This window comes from Chondromyces apiculatus DSM 436, from assembly GCF_000601485.1.
GTDB classification, from domain to species: domain Bacteria; phylum Myxococcota_A; class Polyangia; order Polyangiales; family Polyangiaceae; genus Chondromyces; species Chondromyces apiculatus.
On record NZ_ASRX01000005.1, the window covers coordinates 191257 to 212259 of the forward strand.

Sequence of the window (21003 nt, forward strand, 5' to 3'; positions counted from 1 at the left end):
GGCACGGAATGAAGGACATTTTCCTCCTGGTCGGCGCGGTGGCCAGCGATCCCCGAGTGATCACCCTGTGGGAGAGCTTCCGCGAGCATTTTCGCGAGCATGGTGTCGTCCTCGACTTCGCCCTGTTCTCCACGTACGAGCGGCAGGTCGACGCGCTGCTGCGTGGCCACGTGGACATCGCCTGGAACAGCGCGCTGTCCCACGTGCGGGTGAAGCGCAGCACCGACGGCCGCTCCCGGACGCTGGCGATGCGGGAGATCGACCGCGACTTCCACAGCAAGCTCCTGGTGCGCCGCGACGCGGGGATCCGGTCGCTCGATGGCCTGCAGGACAAGGTGCTCGCGGTGGGCAGCGTGGACAACGCGCACAGCCGGCTGCTCCCCCTGCACTTCCTCCGCCAGGCGAAGGTGGACACGAGCAGGGTGCAGCTCCTCACCTTCGAGAACGACCTCGGCAAGCACGGAGACACGCCCGGCGGGGAGCTGGCCGCGCTCGCCGCGCTCCACGAAGGGCGTGCCCAGGCCGCGGCCATCGGGGACGCGGTGTGGCACGCGGAGCACAGCCAGAGCCGCATCGATCCGCACCGGGTGGACGTGCTGTGGACGACGCCCGCCTACGACAACGCGGTCTTCGACGCGATGCCGTCGCTGCCGGAGAGCCACGCGGAAGCGTTCCAGCGCTGCCTCGTCAGCATGATCTGGAAGAACCCCAGGCACCGCCGGATCTTCGAGCTGCTCGGCCACAAGCAGTGGCTCGCCGGCCGTGACGACCGCTACGCCGCGCTCGACGCCGCGGTGTCGTTCGAGAGTTCCACGACCTGACGCCAGCCTCCGATCGTCACTCGAACTCGATGCGCCAGCGCAGATCGGCGCCGATGTTGCCGAGGGGAGAGCTGGAGACGTCGTTCGCGTTGTCGTAAGAGCCCTGCACGCTCACGCCCTGCTTGAGGCGCCACTCGATGCTGGACCGGACCTCCCGGTTCTCGCTCAGGCCCGTGGTCACGTTCGCGCGCAGCGTGTCGGTGATCCGCTTGCCGACCGTGACGTTGGGCTCGGACCGGCCGGTGCGGGAGGAGTAGCCGGTGCCGAACCGGAACTCGTCGATGATGGGCACGAACGCCTTCACCGCCTTGTCGGCGCCCGTCAGGCTCGAGAGCGCCTCGAGCCCCACCGTCTCGCCCAGCGAGGTGGCGAGCCCCCGGTCCACTTCGGCGCGGGTCATGCCGAGGGTCAAGAGCAGGATGATGTCCTCCTGGCTCAGCGCCGGGTCGCTGCTCAACCCGAGCTGCAGGTTCTCCACGTCGCCGTGGGCGTGCATCTTGATGCGCCACTGGCCCCCGATGCTCGCGTCGGCGCCCGTCCCGGAGGCCGGCGTCGCCGTGGGGTTCGCGCTGGTTCCGGCCGAGTAGCGGCGGTACTCCGTCTCGGCGCGCACGTCGACCTTGGGCGCGATGCGGTAGGGGTCGGTGAAGGCCACGGTACCCTCGCGCACGTCGAACTGGGTGCCCCTCAGGTTGAGCGACGAGCCGGGCAGGATGCGGAGGCTCCCTCGCGCGCCGAAGCGCTGGTTGGTCCCCGAGAGGGAGAGGCCCGGCTGCGAGACCTCGAGGCGCATGTCCACGAGGTTGTTGGAGAAGCGCAGCGGCTTCGGGGACACCACCGTCACGGCGAAGCGCACGACGTCGCGTGATGGGTCGTAGGTCTCGACGCTCGTGCGCTGCCTGCCCGCGAGCGCGCCGAGGTCCACGCTCAGCGCGATGGGCCGCGTGTAGCTGAAGGAGACCAGGGAGATCCTGCCGCGGACGTCCGGGAGCTCGCGCATGCTGTCGGCGTCCTCGGAGCCGAGCGAAGGCTTGAAGCTCGCGTCCAGGTCGGCGTCCGCCGTGAGGTTCACCCCGTCGGCGACGGGCAGCTTCACCCCTCGGGCGAGGATGGTCGCCTGGGCGGTGCCGAGGGTGAGGCCGCGGATGGGCATCCTGCCCGTGGCGACGACGGTACCGCCGCCGAGCCGCGCAGAGGCGCGCACGAGCCGCACCTCGCCGCCGCCGATGGTGATGCCAACGTCGATGTCGTCGAGCGCCGTCGGGAGACCCTCGATGTCGAGCTCCCCGTCGCGCAGCTCCGCGGAGCCCGTGTACTTGAGCGCATTCCCGGTGAGGGGGCCGGTGACGTTCAGCTCGGCCTGCACGGTGCCGCTCGCGCGCCGCAGCGCGGAGATCTCCGCGCCGAGCCGGGAGAGGTTGGTCTGCTCCAGCCGGATGCCGAGGTTCAGCTCGGGGGCGGTGAGCGCGCGGGAGACGCTGCCGCCCACCGTGAACGCCGCCGTCAGCTTGGAGCGTCCGCGCCAGGAGAGCTTGAGGTCAGGTACCAGCAGCGCGTTCTGGGCCAGCCGGATCGGCTCGCTCGGAGCAGTCAGGCGGAGGAGCTGCCCATCACGCTCCACCTCGAGGGCCTCGATGCCCAGGGTCACATCGGCGCGCGACAGGTCGGCGAGGGGCAGGCGTTTGATGTCGAGGTGGGCGGTGAGCGCGCCCTTCGGCGGGGACGCGGTGAAGGCCACGCCGGGGATGAGGTTCGCCAGGGTCCCGAGGTCGAGCGCGACGATGCGGGCATTGCCCGTCACCAGGGCGCGCTTCTGCTGGGTCATCTTCAGGTTGTCGAGCCGCACCTGCCCGCCGAAGAGATCTCCGTTGACCACGATGTTGCCGGAGGAGTTGTCCTGCTGGTACTCGGCCAGGTTGAAGGGCGCGCCGATGGCGTTCCCGCAGCGGCTCCGGCCGATGAGCTTGGAGGGGGTGTCGGCGGGCTTGATGCTCACCGCGAGGCGCGAGGTGGGGAGGGTGGAGGGGCCGATGCGCAGCCGCGACAGGTGCACGTCGGCCAGCACCTCCAGCCGCGCGAGCGTGCCTCCGAGCGAGGCGGTGAGCGACACCGAGCCGTCCAGCTTCTCGCCGATCGGTCCGAGCGCGTTCAGCCGTTCGAGGGGGACGCCGCTGGCGATGACGCTCCCCGTGAGCACCCCGCCGTGCTGCACCCTGGCGCTGCCCAGCACCGAGCCGCCCCCCTTGCGCAGCGCCGCGGAGCGCACGTCGATGCGCATCCCATTCTCGCTCGCGAGCTGGTCGTCCCAGATGAAGCCGAAGTCCACGTCGCCGTCGTCGAACTGCTCGCCGAGGAGCTCTACCTGGGTGAGCCGCATGGCCGCGTCCAGGCGGAGGAAGCCGCCGCCGCAGCGGTCCTCGGGCCCGCCGAGCGCGTAGTGCAGGTGCGCCGTGCCCTGCGCGATCCCGGCATAGTCCTTGTAGCGCGGGTCGTCGGCCATGCCGAAGATGTCGAAGAGGTCGCGCAGCGACAGCCCTGGCGCCTCCCGGGTGTCGATGTCGGCGTCCATCAGCACGTCGGGGCCGGCGTCGAAGTCGAGGCGCAGCCGCGTGGCCTTGGCGAGGCTCTGGCCGTGGCGGATGCGCGCGTTCGTCAGGGTGAGCGCCAGGGGCTCGAACTCGATTTTCTCCGGCTCCACCCGGCCGACGTTGAAGCCGGCGATGCTGAAGCCGTCGATGGTCGCGTCGGCGTTGATCTTGGGGTGCTCGAAGGGACCCTGCGCCGTGAGCCGCCGCAGCTCCATGTTGCCCTTGATGTCGAGCGTCTCGACGAAGGGCCCAAGCTCCGCGAGGTCGATGTGCGAGCCGCCGTAGATGTCGATGGCGAGCCGGCCCGCGAACCCGAGCCGCACCGTGGTGCGGACCAGGGAGCGGCTCCCCGGCGTCTCGATGGTGAAGTTGGAGAGCACCACCGCGTCGGGCTTGATCTGGAACACGCCGCGGACCTGGCCCTCCGGGACGCCCATCATCCGGCGGCGACCCGGCTCGCTCGGGTGGCGGTCGAAGACGTTGAAGTCGCGCGTGTCGACCGAGAGCGGTCCCACCAGGGAGAGCGGGTTGAGGGTCCCGTTGAAGTACTCGAAGCCCCCCTCGGTGAGGAGCCACTGCACGTGGGCGCGGGGGTGGGCGTCGAGGTCGCGGAGCAGCCCGTTCAGGTCCACGTGCTCCAGGGTGATCGGCCCCGCCTTGAGCGGGATGCCCGGCGCGAACGGCTTGAGCTCTACCTGCTCGATGCCGATCCGCCCATCGCCCCACTCGGCCTCGACGTTGCTCAGGCGCACCGCATCGCCGAGCACCGCGACCCTGGCCGTGAGCAGGGAGGAGAAGACCTTGCCCTCGATGCCGCCCTGCTCCGCGATGATGTTGCCCTCGACGCGCGGGAGCTGATCACCAGCCTGGTACTCGGCTTCGAGGTCGAGCGAGACGGCCCCGCTCGCGTGGGGAGCGTCGAGGAAGCGGTGGAGGATGCCCACGGGCGCCCTGGCCCGGATGCGGCCACTCGCCGCCGAGGGGAGCCCCGCCCCGAGGCCGGAGACCCGCACCGCGCCGAGCTCCACCGCCACCGCGCGCCAGTCGCCTTCGGGCAGGTTGCACGCGGGCATGGTGCCCGGATCGGGATCGAGGTCGACCGAGCCCTCCAGGGTGAGCCTGCGGACGAGCACCGCGCCAGGCTCCACCCGGATGCGGGTGTCGAAGCGACAGATCCGGTCTTCATCGACGCTGTCTTCGGTCGCCTCTCGCCCGGGGAGCGGGTGGACGCGGGTGACGGTGGCGAGCCCCGAGCGCAGGGCGATCTCGAAGGTGTCGGGGCCCTCGGACGAGACGTCGAGATCCAGCTCCCGGGTCGTCGCGTGCACCCCCTCGACGCTGACGTCGATCCAGGCGTCGGTGACGGTGATGGAGGAGAACGAGGGAGGCTCGGTGGGCTCGCTGCTCTTGCTCTCGGGCAAGCGGAGCGCCACGTTCTGGAGCTTGCCGTCCGCGACCACGGCGCGCACCCGGGGGCCCATGACCTCGATGTCGCCGGCGTCGATGCGCCCGGCGAGCAGCGAGAACAGGCGCGGCCTGACGGCGACGTGCTCCACCTCCAGGAACGGCGAGCCCCCGTCCGAGGCGTCGACCTTGACCTCGTCCAGGGCGACCTGCAGCGGCCAGAGCTTGACCCCCACCTCGTAGCGGGCGACGAGGCCCAGCTCCCGCTGGAGCAGCGCCGCGGTCTCGGTGGCGACCCAGGCCCGGACGATCTCGAGCCGGACCAGCACGCCGAGGGCCAGGGGGATGGCTCCGATCACGGCGAAGAGCACGCACAGGAAGCGCGCGGCAGAGCGACCGAAGTCGCGCTTCCCGCGGTCCGGCCGCCGCTTCGCCTTCAGCATGCGCTGAGCTTAGTACATCGGATCAGGGGGCGCTCAGAGAGTAGGTGGCCATGATGGGGGCATGATCGCTGGCCTCCTCGGCGGTGGCGCTGTGGAGGATCTGGGGGGAGCCCTCGACGAGCATCGACCGGAGCACGGGGTTGACGATCTGGTGGTCCACCAGCTCGAGCTGGCCCTGGTAGTCGTAGGACCAGCGGTCCACGCTGGGCACCAGCATCGCCGTGTCCTGGTAGGCGCTGCTCCCGCTGCCCTCGATGGCCTTGACGGACGGAGACTCCGGCAGGTCGTTGTAGTCGCCCAGGATGGCGATGGCGGCGGTCGGATCGGCGGTCGTGATCTCGTCGGCGATGCCGCGCGTGTGCTGCGCCTCGGCGAGCCGCTTGTCGTCGTTGCTGGCCGAGCTCTTGGAGATGAAGTGCACCCCGATCAGCACCACGTGCCGGCCCCCGTGCGTGAGGTGCAGCTCGACCGCGTCACGCGCGAAGCGGTAGCTCGGCCCGTTGGTCCCGCTCTGCACGAACGAGTCGTCGCGGTTCGACACCACGTCGTCGAACGGGACCTTCGACAGGGCTCCGATGTTGATGCCCCGGGTGTCGTTGCCCTCGATGAGCGCCTGGTGGGCGTAGGCGCCGCCGAGCTCCGTCTCGTTCAGCGCCGCGAGGATCTCCAGGTTCTCGACCTCCTGCAGGATCACCACGTCGGGGTCGAGCTGCCGGAGCACGGCGCCGACGGCCGCGCGCTGCGCCTGGTAGGTGGCCGTGGAGACCACCGTCTCGTTGGGCGCGCTGCTGTTGTTGACGTCGTCGAAGAAGTTCTGGGTGTTCCAGTTGAGAACCTTGAGCTGCTCCGGCGGCGCTTTCCCGCCGCCCCCCCCGTCGCCGCCGCCTCCTCCTGCCGCGCCGCTGCCGCCCTCACCGCTCGTCGACGTGGAGGTCGAGCCCGACGGCTGCTCCTCCGAGCCCGGGGTCCGGCAACCGCCTGCAGCCAGCAACGCGAAGGTGAGGATGGAGGCTGCGGGCGCGAGGCGCAGGAAGCGAAACATGCTTCCTTATGGCCGTCGTTTGTCCCTGCGCCAACGCCAAAACAAAGGCGCGACGAGCCGTTTTCTGGATGGGTGCGCGGCTCGCTTGCCGCGCTGCGTCAGCTCGCGGTCAGCTTGCGGTAGCGGAACTTGCGCGGCTCGTCGGCCTTGGCGCCTAGGCGGCGCTTCAGGTCGGCCTCGTAGTCGGCGTGGTTCCCCTGGAACCAGACCACCTTGGCGTCACCTTCGAAGGCGAGGATGTGCGTCGCGATCCGGTCGAGGAACCAGCGATCGTGGCTGATCACCACCGCGCACCCGGCGAAGTTGAGGAGGGCCTCCTCCAGCGCGCGCAGGGTGTCGACGTCGAGGTCATTGGTCGGCTCGTCGAGGAGCAGCACGTTTCCGCCGCGCTGGAGCAGCTTCGCGAGGTGCACCCGGTTGCGCTCGCCGCCCGACAGGTCGCCCACCTTCTTCTGCTGATCGCTCCCCGCGAAGTTGAAGGACGAGACGTAGGCCCGCGAGCTGACCTCGCGCTTGCCCACCGTGATCCGCTCGTCCCCGCCGGAGATCTCCTGCCACACGCTGTTCGTCGCCTTGAGCGCGTCGCGCGACTGATCCACGTACGCGAGCTGCACCGTCTCGCCGAGGGCGAGCTCCCCCTCGTCCGGCTTTTCGAGCCCCATGATCATCCGGAACAGCGTGGTCTTGCCGGCGCCGTTCGGACCGATGATCCCCACGATGCCGCCGCGCGGGAGCGAGAAGTTGAGGTCGTCGATGAGCAGGCGATCCCCGAACGCCTTGCGCAGGTGCTTGGCCTCGATGACGTTGTTGCCGAGCCGCGGGCCGGCAGGGATGTGGATCTCGGTGATCTCCGGCCCCTTGCTCGCCTTCTGGTCCTCGGCGAGCAGCGTCTCGTAAGCCGCGAGGCGGGCCTTGCTCTTGGCCTGGCGCGCGCGGGGCGCCATCTGCACCCACTCCAGCTCCCGCTCCAGGGTGCGCTTGCGGGACGAGTCCTGCTTCTGCTCGGACTCCAGCCGCTTCTTCTTCTGCTCCAGCCAGCCGGAGTAGTTCCCCTCGTAGGGGATGCCGTGCCCCCGATCCAGCTCCAGGATCCAGCCCGCCACGTTGTCGAGGAAGTAGCGGTCGTGGGTCACGGCCACCACTGTCCCCGGATAGTCGCCGAGGAACCGCTCCAGCCACGACACGCTCTCCGCGTCGAGGTGGTTGGTGGGCTCGTCGAGCAGCAGCATGTCCGGCTTCTCGAGGAGCAGCCGGCAGAGCGCCACCCGGCGCCGCTCACCGCCCGAGAGGTGATCCACCATCGCCTCCGGAGGCGGTAGCTTCAGCGCGTCCATCGCCCGCTCGATCAGCCGGTCGAGCTCCCAGCCGTTCGCCGCCTCGATCTTGTCCTGCAGCACCGCGTACTCTTCGAGCAGCGCCTCCATGTCGGGCGGGCTCTCGCCGAGCTTCACCCCGATCTCCTCGAAGCGCGTGATCAGCGATCGCGTCGCGTGGACCGCCTGCTCGACGCTCTCCCGCACCGTCTTGCCGGGCTCCAGGGGGGGCTCCTGCTGGAGGAAGCCGATGCGCGTCCCCTCGGCGGCCTTCGCTTCGCCGAGGAAATCCTTGTCGACGCCCGCCATGATGCGGAGCAGGGTGCTCTTGCCGGAGCCGTTGCTGCCGAGGACGCCGATCTTCGCGCCCGGATAGAACGAGAGCCAGAGTCCCTTCAGCACCTCCTTGTTCGGGGGGTGGACCTTCCGGACGTCCTGCATCGTGAAGATGAACTGGGGAGCCACGTCGCTACGCCTGCCTTGGCGGCCCGGGCTGGCGTCGGGTCGTGCCGCCCGGTCGTCCCGGGCGCCCCCCTCCGCACGACGGGCGCGCTGGCGGCGCTATGCGAGATCCGCGGCGCTCGGTCAAGGGGGGCGCTCTCCGCGGCGCGAGGGGGGGCCGCGCTCCTTCGTGGCTCAGGCCTTTCTCCGGCGACCGAACGCTTGCTTCAGGGTGGCCAGATCGGCGCGGCCAAGCTCGCCGAACAGCGCGAGCAGGGCGAGGTACACGAGCCCGAGCCCTGCGGCCTCCACGGGCACCAGGAGCTTGCCGAGCCAGGGGAGGCGGGTCCCGAGCGCGACCGTCAGAGCGATGGCGGCGACGACCCGCAGCGGCACCCCCTTGGCCACCACGTCGCCTGCCACGAGGCGCAGGAGCACCGCCGCCGCGAGCGCCGCGACCAGCAGCGCCGCACCGGTCGCCGCCGCCGAGTGCATCAGCATCTGTGGTCCGAACGGCGCGCGCGGCACGGCGATCAGGCACCCCACCGCCACGCACACGGCCGCCGCGCCCGTGAGCGCCGCAGTCCACCGCTCCTGCCGCAGGCTGGTGAGCGCCGCGCAGAGGATGCCGAGGATCGCGAACGCCCCCATGCCGAGCGCGTGGATCCGCAGCGCTTCGCCGCCCTGTGACCAGATCTCCACCGGGAAGGCCATCCGCAGCACGTGCGGTCCGAGCCCGGCGATCGGCGCGCACAGGAGGCCCGTGAGCACCATCGCGATGCGCACCCCGGTCCGGGTGTACCGCCGCACCGCCTCCGCGTCCCCGCCGGCCTTGGCCTGCGCGAGGAGGGGGAACAGGATGAAGCTCACCGACATCAGGAGCTGGTAGGGCAGGAACGAGAAGAGCTGCATGCCCCGGTAGGCCCCGGTCAGCGTGTCCGCGGCCTGGCTGGACATGCCCAGCGACCCTGCTGCCTCGCCGACGAGGCGTCGGAACAGGTTCAGGTCGGTCTGCATCAGCAGGTTCAGGAAGGCCTGAGAGATGGCCAGCGGGAGCAGGAAAGACAGGTGCTCGCGCATCCATGAGCCCGCCTCCGCGCGCTGCTCCACGCGGCCCACGCGCCCTACGCCAGCAACGAGGAGGGCGATGGGCACGATGATCGCCGCCGCCGTGACGAACCCCGCTGTCGCGCCGAGGACCCCGCTGTGCCCCGCGCGCACGAACAGGACGACGCCTGCCGCGATCGCACACAGGCGGATGGCGCCGTACCCGATGTCGAGCCCTGCCTGCGCCACGAAGCGGCGCTTGCCGTTGAGGCCTCCGACCAGCGGGGCATAGGTGCCGTAGAGCAGCACCACGCCGGACGCGACCTGGAGGGGCATGACCACGTGGGGTGCCTTCACGAAGGCCGCGATGAACGGTGCTGCCAGGAAGAAGCCGGCAGCCACCACGACCGCGAGCAAGGCGTGGAGGCGGAGGGCGCGCCCGAAGGCGACGTCGACCTCACCCGCGGGCGCGCTCGCCACCGCTCGCGAGACCCCCTGGATGCCCGTGGCGACCACGACGTTGTTCACCACGCTCACGTCCGCGAGGACGATGGAGAGGGCGCCGTAGCCGTCGACCCCGAGGAGCCAGGGGAGGAGGAGTTGCTGGACGAAGCCGAAGAGGATGAACGAGACCTTGGCGACGGCGATGGCGAGGCCACCGCGCCCGGCGGCGCGGACGGTGGCGGCCTGGGCGTCGGGCGCGGGAGGTGATGCGGGGGGGCCGGAAGGGCCGGCAGGCGCCGAGGGGGAAGCCTGGGGCGGGGATGAGGACGGAGAGGGGAGGGGCGGCTCGGCGCGCGACACGGTGGGCGGTTCTCGCAGAAGGCCGAGGAAGGGGCAAACCTCGTGGGCTTCGGGAAGGGTTCTGCGAGATGAGGCTTGACGGTTCGAACTGGCTGGATAGAGTTCGCGCCTGTCACGGCCATTCCAGCTTAGCTCAGTTGGTAGAGCAGGCGGCTGTTAACCGCCGGGTCGCTGGTTCGAGTCCAGCAGCTGGAGCCATCTCAGGTCGTTCGCGAACTTCGTGGACGGTCGCAGTTAACGGAGCCCCCAAGGCGCATGCCTCGGGGGTTTCGTCTTTTCCGCGCTGAATTCGCAGCGGTTCGCGCGTCGTGCGCGCTGCATGCTCACCACCGGCTCGCTCTCCGAGAGAGAGCGCGCTGGGACGGACGCGCGTGCGTTCTCGTGGCCCGGGACAGATCTCGCGCTCTCTTCTCCGTCCCGCGGGGAGAGAGAAGCCGAGAGCCGGTTAACAGCTCGGACCATTTTTCTGGGACAGATTCCCTGCGGTTAACTGGCCCGCAGAGCGCCGGAGAAGTGGCCGCTGTTGATCATCGGGGCGAAGTTCGCGAGCAGCGTCACAACGCGCCCGCGTTGGCCTGTTGCGAACCGAAGCGCGTCGCTGGAGCGTGGAACGCGGCTCGAAGGAGGCGACGCGCGCTGTTAATCGCCGGGGCGCCACGACGTCATCGTGGCGTTAGGCTCATGGCCGACGGTCGGCACCGCGTGCTCGCCGTCGATGCTGGGCGTTGGACGGCGCCGGAGATCGTGGACAGAATACGCTCGGAGCGCCGCGAGCGACTCGGATAGAAAGCCCGGCACCGTTGGCGCGTACGCGGTCGACAACACAGAACCGAATCGCTCAAGGGATGACGTTCTTCACGGAGCCCTCTGCATCGCGGCAAGCACCTGCGTGAGCGCTTCGGTTGCGCGCGTCGCCGCATCCCTATCGCCCCGCTCGGCCAGCACCTCGATCAAGTGGCGCAACTGCCCTGCCGTGAGGCCAACGCGCATGCTGGCAGCCATGTGCGACCGCAACTGCGGCTCCGCGCCTGGCGTCGCGGCCAACGCGCCGACCGTGGCCAGCTCGCGGCTCTGCCAGTCGAGGTTGTCGCGCTCGAAGATGTCGCCGAACAAATGCGCCTGCAAGAACTGATTGATGACAGGCGCGAAGTCGAAGAGCGGGCCTCGGACCGGCGCCCCGGAGATCTTGGTCTGGTTGTCGGTTCCGATGGCGACCAGCGCGTCGCCGACGGGGACGGCTCGGCTGGGCTCGCGGCCCGGCGCGTCCTGGATACCGCGCTGCTTGCGCGCCTCCACCACCTTCATCAGCTCGCCCAGCGCGTTGAGGCTGCGCGGAAAGCCCGTGTACGCGTAGAGCTGCACCAGGATCTCTTTCGCCTCGCTGACGGTGAGGCCCGCATCGAGCCCTTCGTTCAGCGCAGCGCTCAGGCGAGGCATATCGCTCGTGGCCATGAAGGCCGCGATCCGCGGGATGGTCTGCTGCTTGGCGGAGAGAGTCTGCTCGGCCGGTGCGGCCGACGTCGGCCGGTGGTCTTGGCCCTGGGCTACCGAGGCGCTGGCCGCAGCGTATTCCTGATCGGTCACCTTCTCCATCCACGTCACGCTCTTGCCATCCACGGAGCCGGTCACTGCCAGGTGAGTCATCACGCTGGTCGGCGCGGCGCCGTGCCAATGCTTGACGCCTGGTGGACACACCACCACGTCGCCCGGGTGGATCTCCTGCACGGGCTTGCCCCACTCTTGCGTGAGGCCCACGCCCGATGTCACCACCAGCCGCTGCCCCGCAGGATGGGTATGCCACGCGGAGCGGGCGCCAGGTTCGAACGTCACGTACGCGCTCGAAGCGTTGATCGCTTCGTTGGCAGCAAACAAGGGTTCGACGCGCACGCGTCCGCTGAAGTTCTCCGTCGGTCCAGCGGTCGGCGTCTGGGTGCCTGCGCGTGTGATTTGCTGCGTCGGTGACATGGCGTGGGGATCTCCGCGTTGAGCGGTGGCGCAGGCCGTGAGGAAGGGCGCTGCGCAGACCGCGATCGACAAGAAGGACTTGCGTAGGAGGAAGGCGACCGTCGATTCCAGAGCCCCGCTCATGGGCGCCCTTCTTCATCGAGGTGCTTCTCCGTGAGGAACTTGGACAGCAGGTTCGCGATCTCGACGTTGTTGGTGTCGGAGAACATGAAGTGCGTGTTCCCACGGATCCCCAGCTCGGGCAGGTGAACCAGGGTGGCGTCCCCGCCATGCCGGTTGATGGCATCTCGGAACAGACGTGCCATCGCGATGCGCACGCGCCAGTTGTCCAGCCCAGGAACCTGCGACGGCTCTTCGGGGATGTTGTCGCCGAAGTAGAGGACGATCGGGATCTTCGTCAGCGCCCTGAACTGCGAAAGCGGCACGCCGACTCCCTCGAGGGGTCCCGTGAGACAAGGCATCGCCGGCGGGACTTCCCCCTCCGGAAAGACGAAACCGCTCCCTGGCTCGTACGTGGCGACGGCGCGCACGTTCGGGTTCTTCATGGCGACGAGCCACCCCGGCCCGCCTCCTTGCGAGTGCGTGACCAGGATGCCGGGCCCGATCTTGTCGAACAGCGCGGAGACGGCCTCCGTGTTGACCTTCGCGTCGTAGGGCCCGGTGTTGGGCGTCATCGAGCGAAAGAACTGGTTCATGGCCTCGGGGTCGTGCGAGAGCTGCACCCCGGGGAATTGGTTCGGCCAGATCCCGAAGCGGAACATGCCGTACCAAATCTGATCGTCGGGCGTCGCCTGAACGTCGAGCGACACGGTGCTCCGGCCGGCATTGCCTCGTCGCGGTTGGTCGAGCACGTACACCGGGAATCGGCGGCGAAGGAAGAGGGTCTGGAACCCCTCACGCCCGTCCGGCGTCGTCTCCCAGGTCTTCGAGAATTGGCCGGCGCCGTGCCAGAAGACGAGCAGCAAGCGGCGCCGGTCGACCGGGACCTGGTAGAACACGTACGCGTGGTCACCGTGCAGCGTGGCGCCGTCGGACGTCGGCTTGTACGGGTCGAACGTGCCCGGGCTTTTGACCACGGTTCCACCGACCGCGAAGCTCCCCTGCGCTTGGATCATCAGAGGCGCCGACTTGGCGGGCGCTGCGCCCTTCTCACATGCGGTCGTCATCGTGCTCACCAGAAGGATGCATAGGGGGAGGAATGCGGTGCGACGCTGCCGGTCCATGGCTCTATCCCTTCAGCGTCTTGCCGAAGAACTCCGTCAGCTTGCTCATCGCCGCGTCCACGTACTTGGGGACCCAGTACGTCTCGATGTGCGTGGCGCCGTCGATCTTGAAGAGCTCCTTGTCCTTCGTGCCAGTGGCTTTCTGGAACGCGTCCTCGGTCATGTACAGGCTGTCGGCCTTGTTGCCCGCGATCATCAGCAAGGGCTTGTTGAGCAGCTCGAGCTGGTCGGTGGCGTCGAAGCTCATGAGATCCAGCAGGCTGCTCGTCGTGTACTTGAAGGTCGAGCCCGCGTGCGCGTGCGTCTTCCAGTAGTACTCGTACCCCTGCCGATACAGATCGAACGGCAGTTTGGCGATCTGCTCGTCGGTCAGGTTGGCGTCGCCTGAATAGAGAATCTCTCCGCCCGCCACCTCCTGGGCGCGCGCGTCCGAGGCCTGCTGCAGGCGCTCCTGGATGGTGGACAGTTGCGAGTCGTTGTAGCCGTTGCGGCGCACGCGCCCGGAGTTGAACATGCTCAACGTCGCGATCGACTTGAAGCGCTTGTCCGTCTGCGCCGACTTGAGCGAATAGCCTCCACCGCCGCAGATGCCGAACAGGCCGAGACGCGCGCTGTCGACGCCCGGATAGCGGCTGATGTAGTCCGCCATGCCGTGGATGTCCTCGATGCGGTAGGCGGGCTTGTCCACGTTGCGCGGCTGGCCGCCGCTCGCGCCCTGATATGCCGCATCCGCGGCGATCGTGATGTAGCCCTGCTCCGCGAGGTGCTGGGCATAGAGGCCCGCGACCTGCTCCTTCACCCCGCCATTCGGGTGCGCCACAGCGATCGCTGCATAGCGTTTCGCTGGGTCGTAGTTCGGAGGCGTGTAGACGTTGGCGGCGATGTCCAAGCCGTTCAGCTTGTACGTGACCGGATGGATGTTGACCTTGCCCGGCTCGTTCTTCGTGATCGCGCCGCCGTAGACCAGGGTGAATGGATTGCTCATGGGAGGACTCCTATCGGTCGAGGTGGAAGTGATGGGGGGCGACGACGAGGCGCTGGCTGCGCTGACCGCAACGGGCTTCGCACACGACAAGGTCAATGCGGTCCAGGCGCTCGCGACGAGCGTCATGACAATGGTGGTGTTTCGGTTCACTGGCCTTGCGTCTCCTTGAAATGATTTCCAGTCGTTGCTCCTTTTGGCGACCCGGTCGTACATCATCGAGCGGGGCAGAAAACGGCGCATGTTTTGAATGGTCCGTGAAGATAAACTTCACGATGCAGCGCGGCTTCGATCACGGGCGACGAGCCTCCTCTCGGATCTGCCTGAGCGCGTCGTTGAAGCCGATGGGCGTACCGCTGGAGCCCGCGAGGCGGCCGACGTTCACTTCGTCGATGCGCTTGCCGACGACGACACTCGGGACCGCGTCGGCAAACCGGCGCTGATAGTCGAGCGAGGTCGGATCGGTCGCGTGGGGCGTCACGGTGACCGCGGTGAGCACGGCGTTCTCGAGCGTGACCTCCACTCCGATCGACGACGGCTGGCCGCCGTACCAACCCGTCGCCGTGTAGTCGCCGTCCGCATACTCGGATGCCGACGGCGCCGAGCCGTCCGCCCCACCATCTTCTGTCGTGGCCCTTTCGTCGGCATCGCCCGCTCCACACGCAGCGCTCAGCGCGCTCACCGGCACCGCCATCGAGAAGAGCAGCGTTTGTGTGAACAACCTCCTCGTGACGACGGACTTCCTGCTCGATCTCATCGCTCTGTTCCTTTCTTTACGTGAAGAGCTCTCCGTCGAAGTTGGATGAGACTTCGGCCCGACCATCGGCGAACATCCGTACATGGGAGAAGCGGAAGCTCTCCCGCAGGTGACTCGCGTCGACGAAGAAGAGCGCTGTCGCCAGCCCGTCGGCGATCGCGGCGTGGTCAGCGACCACCCACGTCGCCACCACATCGCGAACGGGGACGCCGGTACGGGCATCCAGGATGTGGTGGAGCCCGTCTCCCCACGCGCGGCGGTTGATGGCGGACGCACAGAGCGCCCGATCGCGCAAGTTCGCTACGCCGATGACGACGGAGGGGGTCGAGCGGGTGTTCGAGCCCAACCCGAAGATTTTCTGCCCCGGCGTGTCGAAGGTCACCACTGCCATCAACCACGAACGAGAGGAACCCATCCTCACGAAGGATGTCGGCGACGAGATCGACGAGGTAGCCCTTACCGGCCGCACCGACGTCGATCACGAGCGGGCGCTGGGTGGAGACCCACGCGCCCTCGCGAACCACGTCCACGGACCAGCACCGCCCGCGCGAACGAGCTTCCACCCAAGCGCTCTCGGGCGCTGGCGTGAGGGAGTACGTCCGATCGTAGCCCAGCAGCTCGAGGTCGCGGCCGACGAGCGGGTCCATCGCCACCCGCGTGATGGCGTGCAGTCGATCGTAGAGCTCGAACAGCGCGACGGAGTCGGTGGGAAACTCGAAGCGTCCCCCCTGCGACGCCATCGCGATTCGAGACACGAGCGAGTCCGGTCGAAACCGCGAATACGTGGCATCGAAGCGGTCCACGCGCGCCAGGATGCGGGCCTGGAGCGCTTGGTCGATGGGTTCATCGGTCTCTATCTCCCAACGCGTTCCGAGCGCGTCGAAGGCAAACACGAAGTCGTCGCTTCTCCCTGGAGGGGTCGCCCTCGAGAGGTCGGCGCTCTCCTCGAGCGACGGTCGTGGTGGGCGAGCTGCGCGCGACGTTCTCGCCATCACTTCCGCTCCGCTGCGACGAAGCGCGCCCAGAAGCGGACCGCCTCTCCGAGCCACCCGTCCGCGCTCGTGCCGATCCCAGGCCCGAAGCCATGACCCACGTTCGGATATCGACGAAACTCGACCGGTGTCCCTGCTGCGCGCAGCGCCGCGACCCGCCGCTCCATGACCGACGGAGGCGCGATGCCGTCCTTTTCGCCGACGACGACGAACGTCGGCGGCTCGCTCTTGGCGCTCTCGGAGTGGCCCGTGTACGCCATGATGACCGCCGCTGGCTTTGCGACGTCGTCGCCGCCGAAGCGCGCGGCGCCATGCGATCCGATGGCGGCGGCCATCCTCGCACCCGCCGAGCTGCCCCACAGCGAATAGCTCCGGCGATCGACGTTCAGCGTGTCGGCGCTCCGCATGATGAACGAGAGCGCCGCTGCCAGATCTTCGGTCGCGGCCGAGCCACCGAGCCCCGCTCGGTATTTCAAGACGAACGCGTTGTAGCCGGCGTCGCTGATCGCGGCTGCATAGGGGAATCCCTCGTGCACGGAGCCGACGTAGGCAAAGCCACCGCCCGGTGACACGACCGCAAACGGCGCGCCTGGCTTACCGCGGAAGAAGAAGAGCCCCGTGTGCCGTTTCGTCGGATCACGCCGCTGCTCCTCCTCTGTGTAGAAGGCATAGAACACCTGCTTGCTGCTGCGGACGTCGTCGACGATGCGATTCATCCCGTCGACGACCACGCCCGGCTCCACGTGGCTGTGGTACGGGAGCAGCGAGCCGATCTCCGACAGACGCATCCCCTCGTCGTAGCTGCGGTCGTCCCACGGCAGCAGCAGGCGGGCGTACCCCTGAAACGCCGGGTGCCGGAGCACGTCGCCGATTCGATCCTGCGGAGTGAGATGGGAATCGACCCTCGGCGGTGTCACGGGCTCGTCTCCTGCTTCGGCATCTCTCGAGCGCTCCCATCCATGCTCTCTCTGCGTACGCATCGGCTCCCCCGTACAAGCAGCGTTGACGGAGAGGAGCGAGAGCATCGCGGTCCAGGTCGTCCACATGGTGTCCTTACGGTCTCGTCGGCGCTTCGACGTCGGAGAACACCTGCACGGCTGCAGGGAGCCGTTCGCCGTGGATCGGAATGGCCGACGCCGACGCCGTCAGCTCCGCGAGCTCAGGGGGCGTGAATCGAACGCTGGCGGCGCCGAGGTTCTCGAGCAGGTGCGGCATCTGCGTGGTCCCAGGGATGGGAACCACCCACGGCTGCTGCGCCGTCAGCCATGCGAGCGCGAGCTGCGCGGGCGTCGCCTGCTTGCGCTCTGCCCAGCGCCGGAGCAAGTCGACCAGCGCGAGGTTGGGGGGCAGGTTCTCGGGCGCGAACCGCGTCTCGGACTTGCGAAAGTCGGCGTCGACGAAGCGGGTGTCAGGCCCGATGGTGCCGGTCAGGAAGCCCACCCCGAGCGGGCTCCACGGGACGAAGCCGATGCCGAGCTCGGCGCAGATCGGGAGCACCACGCGCTCCGGCCCGCGCTACAGCAGCGAGTACTCGCTTTGGACCGCTGCGACCGGCAGCTCGGCGTGCGCGCGGCGCAGGGTGTTCGGGCCCATCTCACAGAGGCCCCAGTGGAGCACCTTGCCCTGCGCCCTCAGCTCCTTGATGGCGCCGGCGACATCCTCGATGGGGACCTCCGGGTCGACGCGGTGTTGGTAGAGGAGGTCGATGCGGTCGGTGCGGAGACGCCGCAGCATGCCCTCGACGACGAGCTTGATGTGATCGGGGCGGCTGTTGAGGCCCGGGCGGCGCTCCCCGGTCTCGAGGTCGATGTTCCAGCCGAACTTCGTCGCGAGGACGATCTGATCGCGAAACGGCGCCACGCCCTCACCGAGGATGCGTTCCACCTCGTGAGGACCGTACGCTTCGGCGGCATCGTAGAAAGTGACGCCACGCTCGAACGCGGTCCGGAGGATGCGCAGTTGCTCCGGCCGGTCGGGGACGGTGCCTGGATAGGTGCGGCTCATGTTCTGGCAGCCGAGCCCGAGGCTGGAGACCGAAAGCGCTCCGAGCCTGCGACGTCCCATCGCGGGAGCCGCGCCCGAACCTGCAGCGGTGCTCGTCACCGCCACACCCTTCGACGAGGCGCAGCCGACGAGCGGCAACGCGGCCAAGCCTGCAGCGGCGATCAGGAAGTCCCGACGTCTCACATCGAACCGGCGCGCGGTCATTTTCGTCGTCCTTTTTACCGTCGCGTCGCAAGCCACTTCACGATGGCCGGATCCCGGTGGTCGAAGAAGCTGCTCGTCTTCCTGTCGAGCGCCGCGATCGCGCCCATCTCGGCGTCGTCGAGCTCGAAGTCGAACACCGCGAAGTTCTCCTCCATGCGCTCCTTGCGAACGGACTTGGGGATCGCGACGACGCCGCGCTGGAGGAGCCACCGCAGGATGACCTGCGCCACGCTCTTGCCGTGCTTCGCGCCGATCGAGCGCAGCACCTCGTTCTGGAAGATGCCGTGCTTGCCCTCGGCAAACGGTGCCCACGCTTCGATTTGAACGCCGTTCTCCTTGAGGAAGGCCTGCGTCTCGAGCTGCTGGTTGAACGCGTGCGTCTCGATCTGGTTCACCGCGGGCGCGATCTCGTTGAAGACGATCAGGTCCATCACGCGATCGGGATGGAAGTTGCTGACGCCGATCGCACGAATGCGGCCCTCGCGGTGGAGATCCTGCATCGCGTGCCAGGAGCCGTGCACGTCGCCGTAGGGCTGATGGATCAGATAGAGGTCGAGGACATCTAGGCCGAGCAGCTTCATCGAGCGGTCGAAGGCCTTCTTCGTCTTCTCGTAGCCGGTGTCCGTCAGCCACAGCTTCGTCGTGATGAAGAGGTCCTCACGGGCGATTCCGCTGCGCTTGAGCGCGTTGCCGACGGCGCCTTCGTTTTGATACGAGGCGGCGGTGTCGATGAGCCGATAGCCCACGCGGAGCGCATCCTCGACGCTGCGCTCGCACTCGGCGAGGTCGGTCACCTGGAACACGCCGAAGCCGAGGAGGGGCATCTTCACCCCGTTGTTCAGGATTACGTGCTGCATGATCGTCTCTTTCTTTTCCATAGGAAGCTCTCCCGAGTGATTCACTTGCCGACGCGAGCCGCGAGATCTGCGGGGTAGCGCTCTCCCTGAACCTGCACGTTGGCGAGCACCTCGGCGATGCGGCCCAGCTCCTCGGGAGATAGCTCCACCGAAGCGGCGCCGACGTTCTCCTTCAGCCGGTGCGACTTGGTCGTGCCGGGGATGGGCACGATCCACGGCCTTCGCGTGAGCAGCCACGCGAGCGCGATCTGCGCAGCCGTCACGCCCTTCTGCGCGGCGATCGCCGACAGCTCGGTGACGAGCCTCTGGTTGGCCTTGCGGGCCTCGGCCGCGAAGCGCGGCACGATGGTGCGAAAGTCGTCCTTTGCGAACGTCGTCATCTCGTCGATCGTCCCGGTCAGGAAGCCCTTGCCGAGCGGGCTGAACGGTACGAAGCCGATGCCGAGCTCTTCGAGCGTGGGGAGGATCTCCTCCTCGGGCTCACGCCACCACAGCGAGTACTCGCTCTGCAGCGCGGTGACGGGCTGCACCGCGTGCGCGCGACAGATCGTCTGCGGGCCCGCTTCCGACAGACCGAAGTGCTTGACCTTCCCCGCCGCGATCAGCTCCTTCACGACGCCCGCGACGTCCTCGATCGGCACGTTCGGATCGACGCGGTGCTGGTAGAGCAGGTCGATGCGATCGGTCCGGAGCCTCCGGAGCGATCCGTCCACCGCCAGACGAATGCGCTCGGGGCGGCTGTCCATGCCCTTCGTGGCGTCGCCAGAGGCGAAACCAAACTTCGTCGCGAGGACGATCTGGTCACGGAAGGGCGCGACCGCCTCGCCCACCAGCTCCTCGTTGGTGAAGGGCCCGTACGTCTCGGCCGTGTCGAAGAAGGTCACCCCGAGCTCGAAGGCTTCGCGAAGGAGCGCGACGCCGGAGCGCGTATCGACGGGGTTGCCGTATCCGTGGCTGAGCCCCATGCAGCCGAAGCCGAGGGTCGAGACCTCGAGGCCGCCCGTACCGAGTGTTCGCGTCTGCATGTCGTTCTCCCGTCTCACGTCCCATCGGAAGATAGGGCTGACGCGGGGGACGCGAAACGGACATGATTCGCATGGGGCGCTTAGAAAAACTTCACGCTGAGACGGACGCTACTTCTTCTTCGTGGGGACGCGCGCGACCTCTACGAAGGCTTTGAGCGCCGGCGAGACCTGCGAGCGGCTCGGGTAGTAGAGGTAGAGCCCCGGCACCTCGGGCGCGTATCGCTCGAGGACGACGTGGAGGTGCCCCGACGCCAGGTCGTTCTTGACGCGATCTTCGAGCGAGTAAAGCAGCCCCACGCCGGCGATGGCCAACCCGTGCATCAACCCCGCGTCGTTGGTCGTGATCGGCCCACGGACGGGGACCCGGTACGTCTTCTTCCCGCGTTCGAGCTCCCAAGCCCACGGCTCGCCCGTCGGGTCTCTGCGAACGCAAATGCAGTCGTGATGGAGGAGATCCTGCGGCTTCTGAGGCACGCCCTTCTTCTCGAGGTACGAGGGAGCGCCGGTCACCACGAGGCGCGTAGGCTTCGTGAGCTGGACATGCACCATGTCGCGATCGATCGACTCGATGAGCCGGATGCCAGCGTCGAACCCGCCCGCCACGGTGTTCACGAGGCGATCGTCGACATGGGCTTCGACCTGCACCTTCGGATACTTGGCGAAGAACCGCGGGAGCAGCTCCGTGAGCACGAGCGCCACGGAGACGCTGGGGACGGTGAGTCGGACGCGTCCCGTGACCTCGCCGCGTCGGGCCTTGACGGTCTTCAGGGACTCGAGCGCCTGGTCGACGGCGGGGCCCGCGTTCTCGAGGAGACGGTGGCCCGCCTCGGTCAACGCGACGTTGCGTGAGGTGCGCGTCAGCAAGGTCACCTCGAGGCGCTCCTCGAGCTGACGCACCGACTGGCTGAGCGCAGAGGTCGAGACGCCCAGATCCCTCGCCGCTGCGGCGTAGCTGAGACGCCGCGCGACGGCGATGAAGGCGTTGAGTGAATTGAGCGGAGTGAAGGCCATCGTGAAGGTTGTCTACATGCCCATGACGCGCGACGCCAGCCTCGGCGCGCGGTGCACCGTGAACTTATCCTAAACAGGCC

General features: G+C 68.3%; 16 protein-coding genes, 1 tRNA gene and 1 pseudogene. 3 read left to right on the forward strand and 15 right to left on the reverse strand.

Annotated elements, in window-relative coordinates; genetic code table 11:
• Positions 1-8: 8 nt before the first annotated feature.
• Entirely contained in the window at positions 9-821 is an 813-nt protein-coding gene (locus CAP_RS03890; RefSeq protein ID WP_044236162.1) for a phosphate/phosphite/phosphonate ABC transporter substrate-binding protein, read from the forward strand.
• Positions 822-837: 16 nt separating this feature from the next.
• Here the strand turns inward: CAP_RS03890 and CAP_RS03895 are convergent, their stop codons facing one another.
• The 4 genes from CAP_RS03895 to CAP_RS03910 form a co-directional block, all read right to left on the reverse strand.
• Positions 838-5256 carry a translocation/assembly module TamB domain-containing protein gene (locus CAP_RS03895; protein WP_044236163.1) on the reverse strand — a complete coding sequence of 1473 codons (4419 nt, stop codon included), beginning with the start codon at positions 5254-5256 and terminating at the stop codon, positions 838-840.
• Between the two features lie 22 nt (positions 5257-5278).
• Positions 5279-6298: an endonuclease/exonuclease/phosphatase family protein gene (locus CAP_RS03900; protein WP_044236165.1), complete on the reverse strand. Its 1020-nt coding sequence runs from the start codon at positions 6296-6298 to the stop codon at positions 5279-5281.
• Between the two features lie 98 nt (positions 6299-6396).
• Entirely contained in the window at positions 6397-8076 is a 1680-nt protein-coding gene (gene ettA, locus CAP_RS03905) for an energy-dependent translational throttle protein EttA (RefSeq protein ID WP_081864536.1), read from the reverse strand.
• A 171-nt stretch (positions 8077-8247) separates the two neighbouring features.
• Positions 8248-9903: a lipopolysaccharide biosynthesis protein gene (locus tag CAP_RS03910; protein ID WP_044236167.1), complete on the reverse strand. Its 1656-nt coding sequence runs from the start codon at positions 9901-9903 to the stop codon at positions 8248-8250.
• A 122-nt stretch (positions 9904-10025) separates the two neighbouring features.
• Here CAP_RS03910 and CAP_RS03915 point away from each other — a divergent pair.
• A tRNA-Asn gene (locus CAP_RS03915) sits at positions 10026-10101 on the forward strand.
• Positions 10102-10758: 657 nt separating this feature from the next.
• Here the strand turns inward: CAP_RS03915 and CAP_RS03920 are convergent.
• Genes CAP_RS03920 through CAP_RS03930 form a run of 3 tightly spaced genes read right to left on the reverse strand, consistent with a single transcriptional unit; the run spans position 10759 to position 14172 of the window.
• Positions 10759-11991: a (R)-mandelonitrile lyase gene (locus CAP_RS03920; protein ID WP_044236168.1), complete on the reverse strand. Its 1233-nt coding sequence runs from the start codon at positions 11989-11991 to the stop codon at positions 10759-10761.
• Positions 11988-13091: an alpha/beta hydrolase gene (locus tag CAP_RS03925; protein WP_052374106.1), complete on the reverse strand. Its 1104-nt coding sequence runs from the start codon at positions 13089-13091 to the stop codon at positions 11988-11990. The genes CAP_RS03920 and CAP_RS03925 overlap by 4 nt, the downstream gene beginning before the upstream one ends.
• A gap of 4 nt (positions 13092-13095) precedes the next feature.
• Positions 13096-14172 (reverse strand): alpha/beta hydrolase, encoded by a 1077-nt coding sequence (locus CAP_RS03930; RefSeq protein WP_370865967.1) that lies wholly within the window; start codon positions 14170-14172, stop codon positions 13096-13098.
• On the opposite strand from CAP_RS03930, the gene CAP_RS49845 reads away from it, so the two are divergent.
• Positions 14108-14245: a hypothetical protein gene (locus CAP_RS49845; RefSeq protein WP_156040475.1), complete on the forward strand. Its 138-nt coding sequence runs from the start codon at positions 14108-14110 to the stop codon at positions 14243-14245. The two genes, CAP_RS03930 and CAP_RS49845, sit on opposite strands and share 65 nt — an antisense overlap.
• Positions 14246-14365: 120 nt before the next feature.
• Here CAP_RS49845 and CAP_RS51875 read toward each other — a convergent pair whose 3' ends face one another.
• The 8 genes and pseudogenes from CAP_RS51875 to CAP_RS03965 form a co-directional block, all read right to left on the reverse strand.
• On the reverse strand, positions 14366-14830 hold the full coding sequence (locus CAP_RS51875) for a hypothetical protein (RefSeq protein WP_197040989.1): 465 nt from the start codon (positions 14828-14830) through the stop codon (positions 14366-14368).
• A gap of 16 nt (positions 14831-14846) precedes the next feature.
• Positions 14847-15095: an FAD:protein FMN transferase gene (locus CAP_RS54845; protein ID WP_269324130.1), complete on the reverse strand. Its 249-nt coding sequence runs from the start codon at positions 15093-15095 to the stop codon at positions 14847-14849.
• Positions 14998-15723, reverse strand: a complete 726-nt coding sequence (locus CAP_RS03940) for an FAD:protein FMN transferase (RefSeq protein WP_197040990.1) — start codon at positions 15721-15723, stop codon at positions 14998-15000. The genes CAP_RS54845 and CAP_RS03940 overlap by 98 nt, the downstream gene beginning before the upstream one ends.
• Before the next feature lie 98 nt (positions 15724-15821).
• Positions 15822-16685, reverse strand: coding sequence for an alpha/beta hydrolase (locus CAP_RS03945; RefSeq protein WP_231511068.1), 864 nt, complete (start codon positions 16683-16685; stop codon positions 15822-15824).
• 190 nt (positions 16686-16875) lie between these two features.
• Positions 16876-18030, reverse strand: a pseudogene (locus CAP_RS03950) (aldo/keto reductase).
• A 14-nt stretch (positions 18031-18044) separates the two neighbouring features.
• Positions 18045-18887, reverse strand: coding sequence for an aldo/keto reductase (locus tag CAP_RS03955; protein WP_044236415.1), 843 nt, complete (start codon positions 18885-18887; stop codon positions 18045-18047).
• 41 nt (positions 18888-18928) lie between these two features.
• Positions 18929-19912, reverse strand: a complete 984-nt coding sequence (locus CAP_RS03960; protein WP_044236172.1) for an aldo/keto reductase — start codon at positions 19910-19912, stop codon at positions 18929-18931.
• Positions 19913-20020: 108 nt separating this feature from the next.
• A complete protein-coding gene (locus CAP_RS03965; protein WP_044236174.1) occupies positions 20021-20923 on the reverse strand; it encodes a LysR family transcriptional regulator in 903 nt (300 codons plus the stop codon).
• Between the last annotated feature and the right edge of the window lie 80 nt (positions 20924-21003).

Excerpts from the sequence above, each read along its gene's own strand:
- CAP_RS03890 (WP_044236162.1), top strand. The coding sequence starts at position 9 with ATGAAGGACATTTTCCTCCTGGTCGGCGCGGTGGCCAGCGATCCCCGA.
- CAP_RS03955 (WP_044236415.1), bottom strand. The coding sequence starts at position 18,887 with ATGCAGCACGTAATCCTGAACAACGGGGTGAAGATGCCCCTCCTCGGC.
- CAP_RS51875 (WP_197040989.1), bottom strand. The coding sequence starts at position 14,830 with ATGAGATCGAGCAGGAAGTCCGTCGTCACGAGGAGGTTGTTCACACAA.
- CAP_RS03925 (WP_052374106.1), bottom strand. The coding sequence starts at position 13,091 with ATGGACCGGCAGCGTCGCACCGCATTCCTCCCCCTATGCATCCTTCTG.
- CAP_RS03965 (WP_044236174.1), bottom strand. The coding sequence starts at position 20,923 with ATGGCCTTCACTCCGCTCAATTCACTCAACGCCTTCATCGCCGTCGCG.
- CAP_RS03960 (WP_044236172.1), bottom strand. The coding sequence starts at position 19,912 with ATGCAGACGCGAACACTCGGTACGGGCGGCCTCGAGGTCTCGACCCTC.
- CAP_RS03920 (WP_044236168.1), bottom strand. The coding sequence starts at position 11,991 with ATGAGCGGGGCTCTGGAATCGACGGTCGCCTTCCTCCTACGCAAGTCC.
- CAP_RS03895 (WP_044236163.1), bottom strand. The coding sequence starts at position 5,256 with ATGCTGAAGGCGAAGCGGCGGCCGGACCGCGGGAAGCGCGACTTCGGT.
- CAP_RS03900 (WP_044236165.1), bottom strand. The coding sequence starts at position 6,298 with ATGTTTCGCTTCCTGCGCCTCGCGCCCGCAGCCTCCATCCTCACCTTC.
- CAP_RS49845 (WP_156040475.1), top strand. The coding sequence starts at position 14,108 with ATGGGGGGCGACGACGAGGCGCTGGCTGCGCTGACCGCAACGGGCTTC.